This is a genomic window from Bacteroidales bacterium (genome assembly GCA_041671145.1).
Classification (GTDB): domain Bacteria; phylum Bacteroidota; class Bacteroidia; order Bacteroidales; family JAHJDW01; genus JAQUPB01.
In genome coordinates, this window is the sequence record JBAZBZ010000050.1 from 1 (window position 1) to 19,536 (window position 19,536).

General features: G+C 29.9%; 17 protein-coding genes. 5 read left to right on the plus strand and 12 right to left on the minus strand.

Features of this window, described 5'->3' with window-relative positions; translation table 11 throughout:
• The first annotated feature begins 216 nt into the window (after nt 1-216).
• On the plus strand, nt 217-972 hold the full coding sequence (locus tag WC223_12600) for a metallophosphoesterase (protein MFA6925077.1): 756 nt from the start codon (nt 217-219) through the stop codon (nt 970-972).
• A gap of 164 nt (nt 973-1,136) precedes the next feature.
• A complete protein-coding gene (locus tag WC223_12605) occupies nt 1,137-2,036 on the plus strand; it encodes a zinc dependent phospholipase C family protein (GenBank protein ID MFA6925078.1) in 900 nt (299 codons plus the stop codon).
• Between the two features lie 111 nt (nt 2,037-2,147).
• Here the strand turns inward: WC223_12605 and ispE are convergent, their stop codons facing one another.
• From ispE to WC223_12645, 8 genes are all read right to left on the minus strand, one after another.
• Nucleotides 2,148-2,969 (minus strand): 4-(cytidine 5'-diphospho)-2-C-methyl-D-erythritol kinase, encoded by an 822-nt coding sequence (gene ispE, locus WC223_12610; protein ID MFA6925079.1) that lies wholly within the window; start codon nt 2,967-2,969, stop codon nt 2,148-2,150.
• A 1-nt stretch (nt 2,970) separates the two neighbouring features.
• On the minus strand, nt 2,971-3,840 hold the full coding sequence (locus tag WC223_12615; GenBank protein ID MFA6925080.1) for a hypothetical protein: 870 nt from the start codon (nt 3,838-3,840) through the stop codon (nt 2,971-2,973).
• A gap of 7 nt (nt 3,841-3,847) precedes the next feature.
• A complete protein-coding gene (locus WC223_12620; GenBank protein ID MFA6925081.1) occupies nt 3,848-4,300 on the minus strand; it encodes a DUF2721 domain-containing protein in 453 nt (150 codons plus the stop codon).
• Nucleotides 4,301-4,337: 37 nt separating this feature from the next.
• Entirely contained in the window at nt 4,338-6,272 is a 1,935-nt protein-coding gene (locus tag WC223_12625) for an ABC-F family ATP-binding cassette domain-containing protein (GenBank protein ID MFA6925082.1), read from the minus strand.
• A gap of 233 nt (nt 6,273-6,505) precedes the next feature.
• Entirely contained in the window at nt 6,506-7,105 is a 600-nt protein-coding gene (locus WC223_12630; GenBank protein MFA6925083.1) for an acetate uptake transporter, read from the minus strand.
• Between the two features lie 142 nt (nt 7,106-7,247).
• Nucleotides 7,248-8,990 (minus strand): LTA synthase family protein, encoded by a 1,743-nt coding sequence (locus WC223_12635; GenBank protein MFA6925084.1) that lies wholly within the window; start codon nt 8,988-8,990, stop codon nt 7,248-7,250.
• Nucleotides 8,991-9,306: 316 nt separating this feature from the next.
• Nucleotides 9,307-11,532 (minus strand): S46 family peptidase, encoded by a 2,226-nt coding sequence (locus WC223_12640; GenBank protein ID MFA6925085.1) that lies wholly within the window; start codon nt 11,530-11,532, stop codon nt 9,307-9,309.
• 333 nt (nt 11,533-11,865) lie between these two features.
• Nucleotides 11,866-12,684, minus strand: coding sequence for a DUF3108 domain-containing protein (locus WC223_12645; protein MFA6925086.1), 819 nt, complete (start codon nt 12,682-12,684; stop codon nt 11,866-11,868).
• A gap of 214 nt (nt 12,685-12,898) precedes the next feature.
• On the opposite strand from WC223_12645, the gene WC223_12650 reads away from it, so the two are divergent.
• The gene (locus tag WC223_12650) at nt 12,899-15,061 is read left to right on the plus strand and encodes a peptidylprolyl isomerase (protein ID MFA6925087.1); all 2,163 of its coding nucleotides are present in this window, start codon (nt 12,899-12,901) and stop codon (nt 15,059-15,061) included.
• A 63-nt stretch (nt 15,062-15,124) separates the two neighbouring features.
• Here the strand turns inward: WC223_12650 and WC223_12655 are convergent, their stop codons facing one another.
• Genes WC223_12655 through WC223_12665 form a run of 3 tightly spaced genes read right to left on the minus strand, consistent with a single transcriptional unit; the run spans nt 15,125 to nt 17,248 of the window.
• Nucleotides 15,125-16,051, minus strand: coding sequence for a hypothetical protein (locus WC223_12655; protein MFA6925088.1), 927 nt, complete (start codon nt 16,049-16,051; stop codon nt 15,125-15,127).
• A gap of 5 nt (nt 16,052-16,056) precedes the next feature.
• On the minus strand, nt 16,057-16,980 hold the full coding sequence (locus WC223_12660) for a hypothetical protein (protein ID MFA6925089.1): 924 nt from the start codon (nt 16,978-16,980) through the stop codon (nt 16,057-16,059).
• Between the two features lie 10 nt (nt 16,981-16,990).
• Complete coding sequence (locus WC223_12665; GenBank protein MFA6925090.1) at nt 16,991-17,248, minus strand: DUF1844 domain-containing protein; 258 nt, start codon at nt 17,246-17,248, stop codon at nt 16,991-16,993.
• Nucleotides 17,249-17,300: 52 nt separating this feature from the next.
• On the opposite strand from WC223_12665, the gene WC223_12670 reads away from it, so the two are divergent.
• Nucleotides 17,301-17,987 carry a ComF family protein gene (locus WC223_12670; protein MFA6925091.1) on the plus strand — a complete coding sequence of 229 codons (687 nt, stop codon included), beginning with the start codon at nt 17,301-17,303 and terminating at the stop codon, nt 17,985-17,987.
• Between the two features lie 114 nt (nt 17,988-18,101).
• On the opposite strand, the gene WC223_12675 is transcribed toward WC223_12670, so the two are convergent.
• Nucleotides 18,102-18,425, minus strand: coding sequence for a type B 50S ribosomal protein L31 (locus WC223_12675; GenBank protein MFA6925092.1), 324 nt, complete (start codon nt 18,423-18,425; stop codon nt 18,102-18,104).
• 104 nt (nt 18,426-18,529) lie between these two features.
• On the opposite strand from WC223_12675, the gene WC223_12680 reads away from it, so the two are divergent.
• The gene (locus tag WC223_12680) at nt 18,530-19,300 is read left to right on the plus strand and encodes a biotin--[acetyl-CoA-carboxylase] ligase (GenBank protein MFA6925093.1); all 771 of its coding nucleotides are present in this window, start codon (nt 18,530-18,532) and stop codon (nt 19,298-19,300) included.
• Nucleotides 19,301-19,536 lie beyond the last annotated feature (236 nt).

A 19,536-nucleotide genomic window follows, 5' to 3' on the forward strand; every position in this document is an offset into this window, starting at 1 on the left:
TTAGTGGATTTTATTAATTTATAAATTTTGAAAAACAGAAGATAAGTAAGAGGTGTGAAAATTTGGCTTTGAGCATTTGCATTTATTTAAAAAGTGTATCAACTAATCAGATTAATTTTAACCAATAAATAATGAATTTTATAGTTTATAAAAAATCTTTTCGGTATTAATAAAAAAAATTAAGTTTGCATTAAACTGAATTAATTGGTTTGTGTTATGAAAATACAATATTGTTCGGATTTGCATCTGGAGTTTGCTCAAAATAACATTTTCTTAGAAAAAAACCCCATAGTACCTAAAGGTGAAATTCTAATACTTGCAGGAGATATTGTTCCTTTACATGAAATATTTTTCAAGAATTCTTTTTTCGATTATGTTTCAGATAATTTTAAACAGGTTTATTGGCTTCCCGGAAATCATGAGTTTTATCAAAGAGACATTGCCGATTTTGCAAACAACTATAACATTGAAATCAGAAAAAACGTAGCACTTGTTAATAATATTGCTATTGCTTATAAAGAGGTGAATTTTATTTTCAGTACGCTATGGTCGAAAATAAGTTTGCAAAATGAAAAGATTATCGAAAATAGTGTGTCTGACTTCGAAATAATTTTTAATAAAGGAAAAAAAATTACAACTTCTGATTTTAATAAATTTCATGAAGTATGTTTAGATTTTATTGAAAGTTCCTTTCTGAAAAAATCAGATAAAACAATTGTTGTAACACATCATGTTCCTTCAAAAAAATGCAATTCTGATGAACACAATAAAAGCAAAATTAATGAGGCATTCTGTGTTGACTTAACAGAATTTATTAAAAAATGCAATGCCGACTTTTGGATATACGGTCATAGCCATTACAATCAAAAGTTATTAAAAATAGGAAATACATTTTTGTTAACAAATCAACTTGGATATGTTCATCTCAACGAACAAAAAGGATATGTAGACGATGCTGTTTTTGAAATTTGAGCTCAGATTCCACACGTTTTCAACTGTTCTTAGATGCTATCCGAAAAGCACAAAACCTAACAGGTTTTGAAAACCTGTTAGGTTTTATGCTTTTGACACCCTCCTAAATTAAATAAATCACATTGTTTGATTTTTTAATAACTTTGTTGTCTTTATAAAACATTATGAAAAAAATAATTTTCTGCATTTTTTGTTTATCAATAATTTTATTTGGCAATTATACAAATCACTGTTTATGGGGATTTACTTCGCATGAAAAAATAAACAGGACTGCTGTTTTCACACTACCAGAAAAAATGCTTGGTTTTTATAAAAGAAATATTGACTATCTGACCACTCATGCCACCGACCCCGATAAAAGAAGTTTTGTTGATAAAAAGGAAGCTGCAAAGCATTTTATAAATCTCGAAAAATTTAAAGAAAAATCTTATGATTCTATTCCAAAAAAATGGAAATATGCAGTTGCAAGATATTCTGAGGACTCTCTTGAAAAATTTGGTGTTTTGCCATGGCATGTAATTCTTATGCTCAACAAACTTACCGATGCATTTAAGAATAAAGACAGTTCGGAAATACTTTATTTATCGGCAAATATTGGTCATTATATTGCCGATGCATGCGTCCCGCTTCATACAACAATGTTTTACAACGGCAAAACAACCGGTGAAAAAGGAGTACATAGTTTTTTCGAAACTAGAGTTCCTGAAGTTGAATCTGAAAATTTTAAATTTTGGGTTGGGCGTGCCGAATACGTCGAAAATCCTGCAATTGAAATATGGAAAATTATTAAAGAAAGCAATGCTGAAGTTGATACTGCATTGAAAATTTATGTTAAATTAAATTCCGAATTTCCTGCGGAAAAAAAATCTTCAATTAAGAGAAAAGGAAAGAAAAATGTGAAAGTTTTTTCCGAAGAATTTTCAAAAGAATTTAACAAAGAAGCAGATGATATGGTTGAAAGAAAAATGCAGAAAGCAATTTTTATGGTTGGCAGTTTTTGGTACACTGCGTGGGTTAATGCAGGTCAACCCGATTTGAGAAATATTCAATCGAATAAAAAATAAAATAGCCACAGATTCACAGAATGGAAGTAATTCGAGTATAAAGTTATAATAATCTCATGCAGAAATAGGCAGAGTTTTACGTAAAGTTTCGCAGAACTGAAAGCAGAAAATTTATTTTTTATGCCAAATAAAGTATTCGGAAGGCAGGTTTTTAAGTTTTATTTCTCTGTCAAAAATTCCATAAACAGAAGAACCGCTGCCGGTCATTGAAGAATATACTGCTCCTTGTTTATAAAAAAAATCCTTTATTTTTTTTATTTGCGGATATTTTACGAAAATATTTTTTTCGAAATCGTTAAAAATATAATCTTTCCATTTTGAAAGAGGAAGTTCGATTAATTCTTTTATAGATGTCTTTGGTTTTGCAGTTATAATGTTACTGTATGCTTTGGCAGTATTTATATGAATTCCCGGATTTATTAAAACAAAACAATATTTACTTAGATACAATTTTATTTTTTCAAATTCATCACCACGTTTAAAACAAAATGCAGGTTTGTTTTCAATAAAAAATGCACAATCGCTTCCGAGTTTTGCAGCATAATTCTGCATCTGCTTTACAGAAATATTTAATTTAAAAATATCGTTCAATAATTTTATTGTAAATGCCGCATTCGAAGAACCACCACCAAGTCCTGCCCCTATGGGAATATTTTTATGCAAGTGCATTTGAACAGGCGGCAAATTAAAATCATTGTCAATTAATGAATATGTTTTTACACATAAATTATTTTTTTCATCACCTTCGCATTTCAATCCAGATGAAGTAAATTTTATTTTATTTTTTGATTTATTTTTTTTGTCTTCAATAATTTCCAGAGCATCGGTCAAATTGAGCGGATAGAAAACGCTTTCGATATTATGAAAACCGTCATTGCGTTTTTCGAGCACATTTAGACCGATATTTATTTTTGCGTTTGGAAAAGTTAGCATTTTATTTTAAAAATCTTAATCCAATTGTTAAATCAATTCTTGATAAATTTTCGTATTTTCCCTTTTCTAATTGTACTTTCCTGACAGTAGTTCCATCACTTATTTTATACACACCTAAAGAAGCAATATTAAAAGAAAATAATAATCCCAAATCATAACTTCCAGATAAGCAAAAGTCAAAACCATAATCAAATGTTACGCCAACAGTTTCTCCTTTTATTAAATACCTGTCAATAAGTAAAGCGTTATCTTTATAATTCAAATAACCTATTGACATCCCCAAAATATATTTAGTCATTTTATTTTTTGAGAATAACAGAAAATTCATTGATGGTGCAATGTAATTAATTGTAACATCATCTCTTAATTTACCATATCTGATGCTATTATTTGGATAAATAATATATATATTATCCATTTCGTTTATAAATTTTGCATAACTATATTTAAATCCTGCCCAAAAGGATTTTGAGTCGTGAAAAATTATATCACTGCTAAAAGCATATCCATTTCTCAATTTTTTCATATAATCCACAAAATCATTAGGAATATCAGGCGATAATCTTGCTACACGATAACTATATCCTCCACTGGCAGCTATTCTTATTATTTTATTTTTTTTATTGGCATTTTTGTATGAAGAAGCTTCCGGTTTTGTGTAATAGTCAGATATAAACTCTTTAACCTGTGCTGTTGCCAAGTTAGTATCCTTAATGGAATTTTTATAATAATAAGTGAAGTAAATATATTCTTTTTCTATTTTAATAATTTTGCATTTCAAAGAATCTCCTTTTTTATTAACGATGAGGTCTTGAGAAAATACTTTTAATGTAATGATGAAAATTATTAATATGAATAATATCGTTTTCATTAATATTTTATTTTTGTTTTTCAGTTGAAATTCTGTTTAGCATTTCTATTCTCATTGCCTTTAAGTTCATGTTTATGTCGTGCAGAAATGCAACCAAACCGGTAATCAAAAAAACAATTGAGCATACAAACAATATAGGAATTATTATGCCATTTTCAATTGATAATATCTTGATAAAAAATATTGAAATAATTACCAGAACATCTATTATTATACTCATAACAAGGTTGAAAATGCTAACTCTTATAATTTTTGCTCTTTTATAAAGCAAGTATATCTCATCTTTTATATACGCTTTTTTATTTTCCGAATATTCGTTTATCATGCTTCTAATTCTATCAAGAATAAGCGAACCTCTTGTATTAAGTGATAAAATCAATAACCCGACTCCCGATATCAGAACAGTAGGAGCTATAGAAATTTGCAGTATTTGCACTATGTCATTTATTGAATTGCTCATAAGAATTTAGGATTTAGAATTTACGAGTAACAATTAACTATTTTTCCGATTTCAGTTTCTCATGCAATTTGTCCCAGTTATCCACTTCCAGATGTAATTCCTTTTTCATTTCATCAATTCTTATAAAAATTTCTTTTTGTTTTTCATGTTCTATCAATATATCCGGTTCAATTAATTTTTCTTCTAATATTTTTATTTCTTTTTCAAGTTCTTCAATTCTTTTTTCGGATTTTAATATCTGTGAATTAAGTTTTCTCAAATCTTTTTCCAATTGTTTTTTTTCTTCGTACTTTAATTTATTTTCAGAAATATTTTCTATTTTATTTTCTTTATTTTTTGATGAAATCTCAAGTTGTCGTAATGTTTCAATTTTTCTTGATTTAAGAAAATCGTGTATATTTCCGATATATTGGCGAACAGATTTATTTTTAAATTCAAAAACTTTACTTGTCAAACCGCCAAGAAAATAACGGTCGTGAGAAACTATAATCAAAGTTCCATCATATTTCTGCAATGCTTGTTTAAGAATATCTTTTGAACGCATGTCGAGATGATTTGTAGGTTCGTCAAGAACAAGCAGGTTAACAGGAGTGAGTAAAAGTTTTGCCAAAGCTAATCTTGATTTTTCACCACCCGACAAAATCTTCACTTTTTTATAAACATCGTCATCGCTGAAAAGAAAAGAACCGAGTATTTCGCGGATTTTTGTTCTGATATCTCCTACCGCAACATCATCAATTGTTTCAAGAACTGTTTTATTCATATTCAAAAAGTCGGATTGGTTTTGTGCGTAATAACCAATAGAAACATTATATCCTATATTGCAAATACCTTCATGTTCCAGCTCACCGACAATTATCCGCGACAGTGTGGTTTTTCCCTCGCCGTTTTTCCCGACAAATGCAATTTTTTCTCCCGCATCAATATGAAATTCCAGATTTTGCAACACTTCTTTTTCATTATATTTTTTACTGAGATTTTCGGCATTCACAACCACTTTTCCCGAACGCGGCGCAGGTGGAAATTTAATGTGAATTCCCGATTTGTCTTCTTCATCAATTTCAATTCTGTCAATTTTTTTTAGCATTTTAATTCTCGACTGCACTTGCACTGACTTTGTTGCTTTATATCTGAAACGTTCAATAAATTTTTCTGTAACTTCAATTTGTTTTTGTTGGTTATTATATGCTGCAATCTGACTTTGCATTCTTTCTTTACGCAATTCAACATATTTAGAATATGGCGCTTTATAATCGTAAACTTTTCCGAGCGAAATTTCTACTGTTCTTTTTGTAACATTATCAAGTAATGTTCTGTCGTGTGAAACAAGAACAACAGCTCCATCATAGTTGTCGAGATATTCTTCCAGCCATTGAATTGATTCAATATCTAAATGATTTGTGGGCTCATCGAGAAGTAAAACATCATGTTTTTTCAAAAGTAATTTTGCAATTTCAATACGCATCTGCCAGCCACCGCTGAATTCTTTTATATTTCTTTCAAAATCTTTTCTCAAAAAACCAAGTCCCAGTATAACTTTTTCAATATTTTCATCAATATTATTACCTCCGATTAGCTGAAATCTGTTATTTGCCTCATCAAGTTGATGAATTAAATCAAGATATTCAGCCGAATTGTGGTCTTTTCTAGTTGAAATTTCTTCGGTAAGCTCTTTTATGATTTTTTTTAAATTCTGTTCTTCCTCAAATGCAGAAAGAGTTTCTTCATAAATTGATTTATCTCCGGTAATGAGCATTTCCTGAGGCAAATAACCGATTGTAACATCTAAAGGAATAGCAATATTACCTTCGCTTGGTTTTTGCAGTCCTGAAATTATTTTCAGCAAAGTGGTTTTTCCTGCACCATTTTTGCCTACAAGCCCGATTCTGTCTTTTTTATTTATACTAAATGAAACATTGTCGAATAAAATATCCGCACCAAAATGAACTGAAAGATTGTTTACTGAAATCACGGTTTATAAGAAATTAAATGAAAGCAAAGTTAAGAAAAATTGCAAGCAACCTGCATTTAAAATTTTAAAAAAATTACTAATAAAACGCGAAATTAAAAAAGCAAAATAAAATAGCTGAATCAGATAGATTTCAAAAAAATGCCAATATTATTGTTTTTATAATTCTTGATATTTTGAACAAAAAAAGCGTTGACAAAAATAATCAACGCTTATTATTATATTTAATAAAAATATTATTTCTTCATAGGACCAACAGGTAAAATTGTTTTTCCATAAACTTCATTCAGAATATTTGCAAAACAAAGGTATATTGCAGAAAATCCACAAAGCATTCCTTCCCAACCGGCAATTGTTTCCAATGTTTCATTCTGAAAATATTTTGCAAATGACAATAAGAAAAACAGAATAAATAATGTAAAAAATATAACCTGCAATGCTCTATTCAATTTAAGTGTTGCAACAAACATTACTAATGAAAAAACACCCCACAAAAAAAGATATGCAGCAAACTCATTCTTGAATGGTTTAGCAGCAATTCCGCCAACCGGCAAAAGTACTATTGATACAAGTGATATCCAGAAGAATCCATACAAAGTAAATGCAGTAGCACCAAAAGTATTATTCTTTTTAGATTCTAATACTCCGGCAATTACCTGAGCTATACCACCAACAAAAATTCCGGTTGATAAAACACCGGCACTTAAATTATAAAACCCGGCATTATGCAAATTTAATAACACCGTTGTTATTCCAAATCCAAATAAACCAATAGGGGCAGGATTTGATGTAGTGTCTTTAAAAACCACTACTTTTTCATTTGTTGAATTTTCCATATTTTTTTATTTATTTAAAATTTAACATTCTAACGAGACACAGCATAAATTGGTTGCATTTTTAATGAATTTCATTTTAAGTTTTCAATATGCTAAACTTCCCTGAATCAATAAAAACATTGCCACCAAAAGCACACAATCATTATTGTGCAAGTTTATTTTTTATCAATCTCCAATTATAACTTTGTATAAAGGCTTTAAGGAAATTTTCGTTTTTTGCAACCGATATTTTATTAATTAAATTATTTTGCAATAAACTGTCGGTTTTAAAATTGTAAACTTCAATTACTTTGCTGCCATTGAAAATTACAGAGTAAACATCTTTTAGGAGCTGGTAATTATTGTTTGTATAATTAACAGCAAAATGATTTGCAGTTGAGTCGAACAGGCTTACGCCGAAAGAAACAAATTCTTGGGGATAATTCAAAAAATCCAGAACACTTGGCATAATGTCAATTTGCTGGGCTATTTCATTATTTGTTCCTTTTAGTGAATTACTGTGCATGTAAAACAACAAAGGAATTTCATGCTCTCCGACAACATTGCTGAAAGCAGGATGTTCGGCTTCGCTGGTATGGTCGGCAGTTATAACAAATAATGTATTATTAAACCATTTTGATTTTGATGCAATATTAAAAAATTTTCTTAATGAATAATCAGCATAACCAATGCTTTCGTGAATTTTTAATTTTCCTTTTTTGAATTTATTTTTATATTTTGCTGGAACGCTATATGGATGGTGTGATGACAATGAAAAGAAAGTGCTGAAGAAAGGTTGTTTCGAACAGTTTAATTTTTCAGCAAAAAAATTAAAAAACTCTTCATCATAAATCCCCCAGTTACCATCATAATCTTTTTCGTTGTTATATTCTTTTCTGCCGTAATATTTTTCAAAACCTGCTATGCTTGCAAATGCTTCAAAGCCCATTGTTCCGTTGGTTCCGCCATGAAAAAAAGAAGTTGCATACCCTTCTTTTCTTAGTAGAGCTGCAAGTCCATGTATTTTGTTTCCCGCAAAAACCGATGTAATGTATGGTTCGTTCATAAGAGAAGGTATTCCCGCAACAACGGCGGGAATACCACTTATGGAATTACTGCCGTTTGCAAAAGCATTTTTAAAAACCGAACTTTCTTTTATTAACGAATCGAGAAAAGGAGTGTAGCTTACAAAGTTTTTATTATTAGCTAACCCTGTGTATTCTTTTGAAAAACTTTCCATAATTATAATAACAACATTCAGTTTTTTGAATGATTTATTTTTATCATAATAATTATGTAAGGGATTGTAAATACTTTGAAGTTTTGATTCATTAAAATATTTTATTTCTTTTATTTCGGCTTTGTTAAGAGTTTGAATTATCGCAAAAGGAGTATTTAGTATAAGTGGTATATTGCGAACATCTGTATCTTCGCCGGCATCAATAATAGTTATTGGCTTGTATTGCAATCCGCCGCGAATACCAATTACAGTTAAAACAAAACATAAAATAAAAATTATACTTTGAATAAAAAAATAAAATTTTGCCGGTTCTTCTTTTGATAAAAATGTTTTAAATATTTTATTATAAAGAAAATTTAAAAACAATATCAGTAAAAGCCATATTAACAAAACATACCAAAAGTTTTTAAGATACGATGGAAGTAAAGTAAAAAAATCATTTCCTAAACCAAGGAAACTAAAAATATCGAAAGTGGTTCTTTTTAATATAAACCTGAAATAAACAAAATCAATGCAATTGGCAAGAATTAAAATTGAATTGACAACAACAAATAAATACTTTAAAATTTTCTGATAAAAATTATTTTTCCTGAATTTAAAAGGTAAAAGTTGAAGAAAAATAAACAGAAAGTTGAATAAAAATATTGCGGAAAGGTCGAATCTCAAGCCAAATACAAAAGTTTTTAATATTTCAAAAAAACCGGAATCTTTAAAATATTTAAAATTGAAAAGTAAAAAAATAAACCTGCAAATAGTAAAAACAATAAGCAGGATGCATAATTGTTTAAATAGAAATATGAAATATTTTAAATGTTTAAGCATTTGGTATTGTTAAGTTGGTATAGTAATCCATATTAACTTTGTGAACTTTGTGCAAACCTTTGTGTTCTTTGTGGTAGAAAAAAAGATAACCACAAAGAACTATACTTGATTAACAATAACCTTTATTTTTTTATTCACACAAAACATTATAGAATTAAAATTACTTCTGTGATGAAGTATTTTTATTTTCAATAAGAGTCATTTCTTTAACAATATTTGTAGCGCCTGCATATTTGTCAATTATGAATAAAACATAGCGAATATCAACGCAGATGCATCTTGCAACTTTTGATTCGAAATATATTTTTTCACACATTGATTCCCAGTTTCCATCGAAAGCCAATCCTATAAGTTGTCCATCGGCATTAAGCACAGGACTTCCCGAATTGCCTCCTGTAATATCGTTGTCGGTTATAAAGCAAACAGGCACTGTGCCATTTTCGCTGTATCTTCCGTAATCTTTGTTATTATATAATTCCTTAAGTTTTGCAGGAACTATAAAATCGGAATTATCTGGGTCGGCTTTTTCCATGATACCGTCAAGGGTTGTAAAATAGTTGTAATAAACGGCATCGGCAGCAATGTAATCATTGACTTTTCCGTAAGTCAGCCGCATTGTTAAATTTGCATTAGGATAGAACTTTTTATCAGGAAACATTTCCCTGATTCCTGCGGTATATAACCTTTCGGCTGCCGTAATTTTACTTTGAGCATCCGCTATTTTTATTCTTATTGAATCATTATTGCTATAAAAAGAATTCATTAACTGAAAAACAGGGTCTTTCTCCAGCTCTTTATAATCGGGGTTTTCGAGAAATTCATTTAATTTAGTTTCATCAACAAAAATAGATTTGTCGTAAACATATTCTGCATATTCTTCAAAATCCACTTTGTATTTTTTTTCATTATATCTCGGAGCAGGTTTATATTTTTTCTCAACAATTCTAAATATGTTAGGTTGCTGCTCTTTTGGAACATTATCATAAAACATTCTCAATAATGAAGTAAATAATTTCTTATCAGTTACCAAATCGTAGTTCCTGTAAAATCCGATTATATCATCTTTAAGATTTGAAATTTCTTTATTAATAGCTTCCTTGGCATTTGCGGAATCTTTAATGAGTTTGTAAAGATGAGTTTTGGGATTAAATAATTGATTTGAGAAGCTGATAACTTCAGGTCCTCGTGTTATAGCTTCACTAAAATAAACCGAAGAAATATAAAATTTATTGTATTTGTCATAAGCATCGGAAAATGTCTGCATTAAATTTCCATATTTGTCTTTTCTTTTATTGTCTGCATTTACCCATTCCATAAATTGATTTTCAATTTCTTTTTTTCTGTCAAATACATTATATTTTCTCAATTGTTTTTTCTGTCCAATGTAAAATTTCCAGTAATTGCTGGAGCCATAATATTTTGCTTCATATTTAATTCTCACTTCAGGGCTTGTTTCCATATCCTTTTTAATAATATCAAGTTTTTTGTCTCTTATTTTAACTATTGTAGGGTCCTTAGTTGTTTCTTCAAATTTCACACCATAAGAAGTGAGGAATCTGTCGGTGCCGCCGGGGTATCCCATAACCATTGCAAAATCGTTTTTCTTAATGCCGTTAAGTGAAACTGGTAAAAAATACTTGGGTTTGTATGGTATGTTTTTTTCCGAGTATTCAGCAGGAGTTCCATCGGGAGCTGTATAAATTCTGAAAATAGAAAAATCACCTGTATGCCGAGGCCACATCCAGTTGTCGGTATCGCCGCCATACATACCGATTGAAGAAGGAGGCGCACCCACTAAACGAACATCTTTAAAAGTTTCGGTAACAAAAAGATAATATTCATTTCCCGAAAAAAAACTTCTTACTTTTGCTCTATAAGGTGTGCCTTTTATTGATGCAGTTTCAATTTTAGATGATATTTTTGTTATCGCTTCGTCTCTTTCTTTTTCGGTCATCTGAGCAGTAACTTCAGCGAGAACTTTTTTTGTTACATCTTCAATGCGGATGAGCGAAACTACGGTTAATCCTTTGTTCACTAATTCTTCGTTTTTGTTCATTGCCCAGAATCCGTTTGTAAGATAATCATGTTCAAGAGTGCTATGCGATTGAATTCTGTCGCGCCCGCAATGGTGGTTAGTTAAAACCAATCCTTCGTTTGATACTATTTCGCCTGTACAGCCACCACCAAATAAAAGCACAGCATCTTTCAAACTCGAATGGTTCACACTGTAAATTTCTTCGGCTGTCAAATGACAACCCATTTTTTGCATGTCAACATAATTTAATCGTTCTATGAACATGGGCAGCCACATTCCTTCATCAGCAATACTGATACGAATTGACAACAGATTTATTGCGCAAAAACTTATAAGAAATAATTTTTTCATAGGTTTTAAAAAATTTAAGAGATATAAAAAAATATGGTTTTTTAATTTAGACAACAAATATAAATAGAGTTTGCGTACTTTTAAAAATAAATATTAAATATAGTTTTAAAATTTGCCATAGATTCACAGATTACAGAAAAATTAAAAGATTGAAAATAAAAAGATTAAAAAATATCGAATATCGAACACTGAATTTCGAATGATGAAGTTACCAAAATGACTATTGTTTAAACAATTTAGTTTTGCAACTGATAACCGATTACTTACAACCGTTCACCGAATATTTAAAACAGAATGTTGCAGAATTAATTTGTTGATACACTATTTAAAACTTCATTCTATCTTCGAAGTAAGCGGATTTTTTAACCCCGAATATTTTATAAGTTCGAGTTTTACTTTTCCCACAATCACAGCCGATTCGACTAAAAGGGGAATGTGGTTTTTATCATCGGTAACATACAGTGTCATGGGGTATGGTTCTCTGAAAAAATTTCCAACAAGCACAAGCGGTTTGAACTTTAAACAATTGAATTTCCCCAAACTTGTTTTAATGGTTTCTTTTCCCAGAAACTTGAGTTTTGTTACATAAACAGAATCATCAATAAAGAAGTTTATTGAATATTCATCTCCTATTTTAATATTGGAAACATCAAAAGTACGGGCATAATAAAATAATGAAATTATATCCTGAATGTTCGATGTTACTTTGGTGGTAACATTCTTGGTTGTTTTTTTTGAAGTTACATTATTGCTTGTTGCAATATTTTTAAACTGATTAAATACAACATCCTGGTCAATTTTGAAACCTCCTTCATTTACTCTTCTTATGAAAATCCATGGTATAAGTGCATCTTCATCAATTATTGATTCATATCTGTCATAAACCTTAAAGAAAAGATTGAAAGCACCTTTTGATGCACCTGTCCCAACAATTCTAAAAGTATTGCGTCCTGCAATTTGCCTGTTTTCGTTTGTTATTTCAAGCGTTGCTTCACCTGCGGTTACTTTACCTGTTAATAAGGCATCGTAGTATGCTCTGAATGTTAAAATTTCACCTCTCTGAAAAGCAGTATTATTTATTTTTCTAAGTTGTTGTGAAAATGAAAACAAAGACAAAATGCAAAAGGTCAATATTATTAATGTTCTTCTCATATTGCAATTTTTTAAATTATTTATACTTTAATTATTGTTTGTCCATAAAAGTCGAGAGTAACGAAGAAATCGGACATTATGGACAAATTCTAATAAACCAAAAAACATTCCAAAAGTAAGTAAAAATAGAATTATGTAAAAAATGTAATTCAATAGTTTGTGTTTTTTTGAAAATTAATGTAGGTTTGCATTTCAAATTAAAAAAATATATAAAATGGCATTAATAGGAAAAATTCGCAGTTACTCGTGGTTGTTGCTTGCATTCATCGGCGTGGCTTTGTTAGCATTCATTCTTGGTGATTTCATAAGAAAAGGACCAAAATTCTCAAATACAACCGATATTGGTAAAATTGGCAGCAAAACAATTTCATATCGAGAATTTCAACAGTTGGTGGATGAAGAAGAGGCAATTGAAAAACAAAGAAAAGGTTCCGAAAAACTGGACTATACCAAAATAAATGAAATAAAACAGAAAATATGGGATGATTTGGTGAAAAAAACATTATTGTATAAAGAATTTGATGAGCTTGGTCTTGCCATAGAACATGATTCAAAATTAGGACCATCGATAAGTGCTGAAGAACTCAACGATTTAATCAGGGGAAAGAATCTTCATCCTTATATTCAGCAGTTATTTACTGACCCTAAGACAGGTCAGGTTAATAGAGCCAATATTGATAACATAATTAATAATTTCGACCAAATGAAGCCCGAACAACAAGATGAATGGCTGCGAATTGAAAAAAGCATCAGAGAAGAAAAACTAAGCAATAAATATCAAACACTCATTTCAAAAGGCATTTATATAACCGAAAGTCAGGCAAAGAGAAGTTTTGAAGCACGAAATATATTTGCCGACTTCAGGTTTATTGCATTAAAATATTCTGATGTCAATGATAATGCTGTTAATGTGAATGAGGATGAAATAAAAAAATATTATGAAGAGCATAAAAAACAATATGAACAAGAATCTTCGTGCAGTATTGAGTATGTTATGTTTGAAGTGGTTCCGTCGGCCGATGATACAAAAAAAGTTGTGGATGATATAAACGAATTGAAACCTAAATTTGAACAGGCAAAAGATGCTAAAACATTTGTTAACGAAAATGCCGATTCGCGTTACGACAGCACTTTCTTTGCAAAAGGAAAACTATCACCTGAAATTGATACAGCAATGTTTAATTCAAAAATAGGAACATTCATAGGACCGATAATTGACAAAAACATATACAAGCTTGCGAAGTTACTCGACAAGCAGGAAAGAGCCGATTCTGCGAAAGTTTGTCATATACTGCTTGCTTATAAAGATGCAAAAGGGGCTGACCCAAAAGTTGTTACCCGCTCAAAAACTGCAGCAAAAGCCATAGCCGACAGCATAGCAAAAATCGTTACTAAAGATACAGTGAAATTCAAAGAACTTGCCTTAAAACTTTCCGACGACCCTTCAAATAAAGAAAAAGGAGGTGCGCTTGGCTGGTTCAAAGATGGTCTGATGGTTAAGGCATTTAATGAAGCATGTATGAAAGGTAAAAAAGGAGATGTGAAAGTTGTTGAAACAGATTTTGGTTATCATGTTATTAAAATTGAAGATATTTCGCCTTTCCAGCAGAAAATACAGGTTGCAATTGTTGACAGGGAATTGAAAGCAAGTGATAAAACATATAAACAGATTTATGCAAAAGCAAGTGATTTTGCATCAAAAGCCACTACAGCCAACGATTTTGACAAAACAATAAAAAAAGAAAAACTTGTTCCCAGAACTGCCGATGATATAAAAGAAACTGATTACTCTTTGCCTGGACTTGATGCACCAAGAGAAATGGTACGCTGGGCTTATGATGAAAAGACAAAAGTTAATGATATTTCCTCGAAGATATTTGATTTTGAAGGAAAATTCATTATTGCCAAATTAAAACAAAAACACTTGAAAGGTATTGCTCCGCTTGAAGAAGTTAAAACTGATGTCATAGCAGAAATAAGAAAAGAAAAGAAAGCAAAAGTTCTTGCTGAAAAAATAACAAAACAAATAACACCGGGAATTACTATTGACCAATTGGCAAAAAAGTTAAACACCAATGTTGATACTGCAACGAGCATATCGTTTTCTTCGTTCAGCATTCCTAAGCTTGGACTTGAAACTGAAATTATCGGCACAGCTTTCGGCATGAAAGCAAAATTCTTATCAAAACCAATTGAAGGGAAAGCTTATGTTGCGGTGATATATCTCGATGCTATCAACAATTCTTCACAAACAAAAGATTTCTCGCAAGCAAAGAAAATGTTGTATCAATACTTATCTTCGCGATATTCCTACGAAGCATATAATGCAATTCAAAAGAATACAAATATAATTGACAACCGGCTGAAGTTTTATTAATAAAGAAACAATCAAATGTTCGATTATTCGTTTGTTTGCTTATTTGAATGTTTTATTGTTAGATTATTCTAGTTTAAATTCTGTGCTTCCGATTGCATTGCCATCCAGAAATAAGTCAATGGTGTAAACTCCCGGCATATATGTTTTAGGTGTGTTGTAATATACACACATATCAATAGTTTTGTTGTTGTATTCGAATTGTTTTTTTAAGGAGTAATATATCTTTTTATTATTGTAATCGAAAGTATGTTCATTATCTTCAGCTTCAATAATTATATTTCCGTTGGGTTCTGCAATTCTGAAATATATTTCTTTTTTCCCGCTTGTTGCAAATAAATTTTCGCTCAGGAAAAAGCAAATTTTTACTTTTGATGTTTTCTTGGCTTTTTTAGTAGGAATTTCCAAACCTGCAGCTTTTATTCTCACTGGTTCGGCAACCACATCATACGCTTTTATAAACGAACCTGATTTCACTTTGTTTACGATGTCTACATTTGCTTTGCTTAATATTAAATTTCTCTGATTTGAAGAATCAATTGCTGATTTATATTTTACATTTTCTGTAGTAAGATTTTTATTTTTTGCTTTAAGCTCTTCAATCTGAGAAAGATAATCCTCGAGTCTTTTTTCCAAATCCCTTACTTTTGTTTTGTAAATATCAACATTACCGTTTAAGCTTTTTATTTCATTAAGCAAAGCATTTATTTTTTCTTTTTCTCTTTTAAAGAGGTTGCCCAGTTCTTCGTTTTGATCGCCCAATATATCATATTCTTCCTGCAGCTTTTCAAGCTTACTTATCATATATTGTTTTTCTTCATTTACCGACTTTTTCTCAAGTGTAACTATTTTTACATCATGTTTGTAATTTATTGTCTGATAAAAAAGATAACTGCAAAGACCAATTGACACCAATGACAGTATTATGAAAAAATACAGTTGTGCTTTAAGTGCTTTAATTTCTTTTGTTTTTTGAATTTCTTCTTCCATCATTTTTATTATTCAAGATTGAAAGAGCCAACCCCAATCTGTTCTTCACCAATAAAAACATCAATTCCATATACTCCGGGCAACAATTCTCCTTTTTTAGGCCAGTATAAATCAAGTTCGAGGTTTTTATTTTCATAGTTTATTTGTTTTTTTATTGTATAAACTATTTTGTCATTTTTATAACTGAACATATATGCATCATCCGTGCCATCGCATAAAACTTTTTTATCGGGACCGGAAATTCTAATATAAACATCTTTTGAACCCGCACTCGCAAGAGGATTTTGAAGTATTGTGAATGAAATTTTTATTTGTTCAATTCGTTTTGCTTTAGTAATAATTTCTTCTTTTCTGCCTTTCATTCGTATGCCATTACCTTTCACTTTATAGGCAGCCAAACCCGAAGCACTTGTTATTTTTGTTGTTAATTCTTCTGTTTTGGTTCTCTCTTTCTGAAAATCTGTTTTTATTTGTCTGTTTTCTTCGGTTAATAAAACATTTACTTTGTATATTGAATCCAACTGATGCACATAACCTTGTGTAATTCCTCTAAGAAGTTCAAGTTTTCTTTTAGCTCTTTTCATTTCACCGTTTGTAGCAAGCAAATTCTGAATTTCCCTGATATTCTTTTGTATGATGCTGTCTTTTTTTGATAGTTTTTCATTGAGCTCACCATATTGGAGTTTTATTTTATTATGTTCACTTACTAATGAATCCAATTCTTTCTGAAGTGATAGTTTTTCATTTGAGGTAGCTTCTTTTTCCTTAAAAATAACCTGATATTGTATTTTCTGGTCTTTTATCTGATAAAAAAGATACATAACCGTACTGCCTAATATGATAATTAATATAGATAAAATAACTATCGCTATATTTTTTCCTGCACCTTTATTTTTTTTCACCTCAAATTCATTTTGAAAATTTGTTTCCATAGTTTTATTATTAATTTTTATTTAATTCTTCAATATAATTTAATTTTAATTCGGAAATAAATGTTTGTAAGGCTTTGGTCAAATCTTCAGATAAATTATTATTTGTTTTTTCCTTGAGCATTTCGAGCATTTCAATAGCTTGTTTTGCCTGCTCCATGTTTTTTTCGATTTTATCTGTAACCGGATTTTTAATTTTGCCCATCGCTTGCATTGCAGAAGCATGAAAAATATATATCAACTGTAAAAATAATTGAGCGTTTTTTTCCATCTTATTTTTTTTTGGTATTTTGCAAATTTATTTAATTTTTTAAATATTAAAAATGTTTAACGATTTTATTTCAATAATATTTCCCGAATTATGTTGTGCATGTGGCAGGGTTATTCGTAAAGGTGAAGAATGTATTTGTTCATACTGTAGCTATCACTTGCCCAAAACGGGGTTCCATCTCGACGATGACAATCAGCTTAGTCGTTTATTCTGGGGTAGAACCACTTTGAATTCGGTTGCAGCTTTTTATTATTTTAATAAAAGCACTAAAGTTCAGGAACTTATTCATCAGCTTAAATATAAAGGGAAAAAAGAAATAGGGCTTAAAATAGGTGAATTATATGGAAATGAATTGAAAACATCGGGTTTGTTTAAAGATATTGATGTGATAATTCCTGTTCCCCTGCATTTTTCCAAGGAAAAGAAAAGAGGATATAATCAAAGTAATATTTTTGCTGAGGGTATCGCAAAAAGCTTGAATAAAGAAGTTGATATTAGTGTGCTTTCCCGCAAGTATGCTTCCGAAACCCAAACACGAAAATCAAGATACAACCGATGGCAAAATGTGAGTGAAATTTTTTCGTTAAATGATGAGTATTTAAAATTCAAAGGCTTCCATGTTTTGCTTGTTGATGATGTTATAACTACCGGCTCTACAATTGAAGCGTGTGCAAATACTTTATTTAAAATTCCCGAAATAAAATTAAGTGTGGCAGCTATGGCGTTTGCTTATGCATGAAATTTTGGAGTTTGGAAAAAATCTAACAAGTTTCTGAAACCTCTTGCTATGTTTGATATCAATAAATTATTTTTGAAAAAATAAAAATTTGCTTTTTAGAGCATCCTTTTAAAACTATTCTTTAACTTCTTTTTCTATATTTTTATCTTTTTCCTGCTCTTTTTCTTCCTGTTCTTTATTCTTTTTGTCGAAATGCTTTTTGTATTTGCTTCTGAACTTATCAACTCTTCCTGCTGTATCAACAAACTTCATCTTGCCTGTATAAAAAGGATGCGAAGTATGGGAAATTTCAACTTTTACCAATGGGTATTCTTTCCCGTCTTCCCATTTTATTGTTTCTTTGGTTTGTACGGCTGATTTTGTCATAAACATATAATCATTCGAGGTATCTTTAAATACCACTAACCTGTAATCCTTCGGATGTATATCTTTTTTCATTCTTAATAAATTTTAGGACTGCAAAATTAACAATATTTTTATGAGTTACAAAAGTTTTTGCAATATTTTTTATCTTTACCTTTTTGTTAAATACTTTCTTTAGTATGGATAACTTGAAAAACAAAATCATTGCACGAAATATTATAGAACTGAAAATCATTGATTCTACTAATAGTTATGCAATGGAGCTCTTAAAAACAAAAAACGAGCAAATTGCCGAAGGAACTGTTATTATTACAAAAAATCAAACAGCAGGGAGGGGACAAACAGGAAATACTTGGGAAAGCGAAACTGAAAAAAATCTGACATTGAGCATTATTTTGTACCCCGATTTTATTGAACCGTCACAGCAATTTCTTTTCAACAAAGCGATTTCACTTGGTATAACTGATTATTTGAAAAATAAGTTTCCTGATTTAACATTGAAAATAAAATGGCCAAATGATATTTATGTTGGAGATAAAAAAATTGCCGGAATACTGATTGAAAATATTATTATCGGTAACAAATTCTCAGGTTCTGTTGTTGGTATAGGTTTAAATGTGAATCAAACCATTTTCAGTAAAAATATCACAAATCCAACCTCGATGAAGTTAATCATTAAAAAGAATTTTGATATTGATAAATGTCTTGAAAATCTTTGTATGCACATTGAAAAGCGATATCTTCAGTTGAAAAGCGGAAATTATGAAAAAATAAATTTCGATTATTTGAATACTTTATTCAGGTATGAGCAATTTCATTATTTTAATTATAAAAATAAAAAGATTAAAGCAAGAATTACAGGTGTTTCAGATTACGGAGAATTACTCTTAACCGACGAAAACAATAAAAAATTAAAATGTATTTTTAAAGAGATTGATTTTATTGTTTAAACAAGCCGTTTTTACATTTCCATTGAACATAATAAAATAAAAAAAATATTGAATAAAAATTTTAATTTTGACGCAAAAAAATATTTTGAATTTAATTTATTAAAAAATGACACTAACATCCTAACATTATAAATTAAATTTCAATTGATTACAATTAAGTTCTTTGAAATCTTGTAGATAATAGTCGTCAAACAATTGCTGTATGGGGATTTTATCAATTAATGAGAAATTTAAAA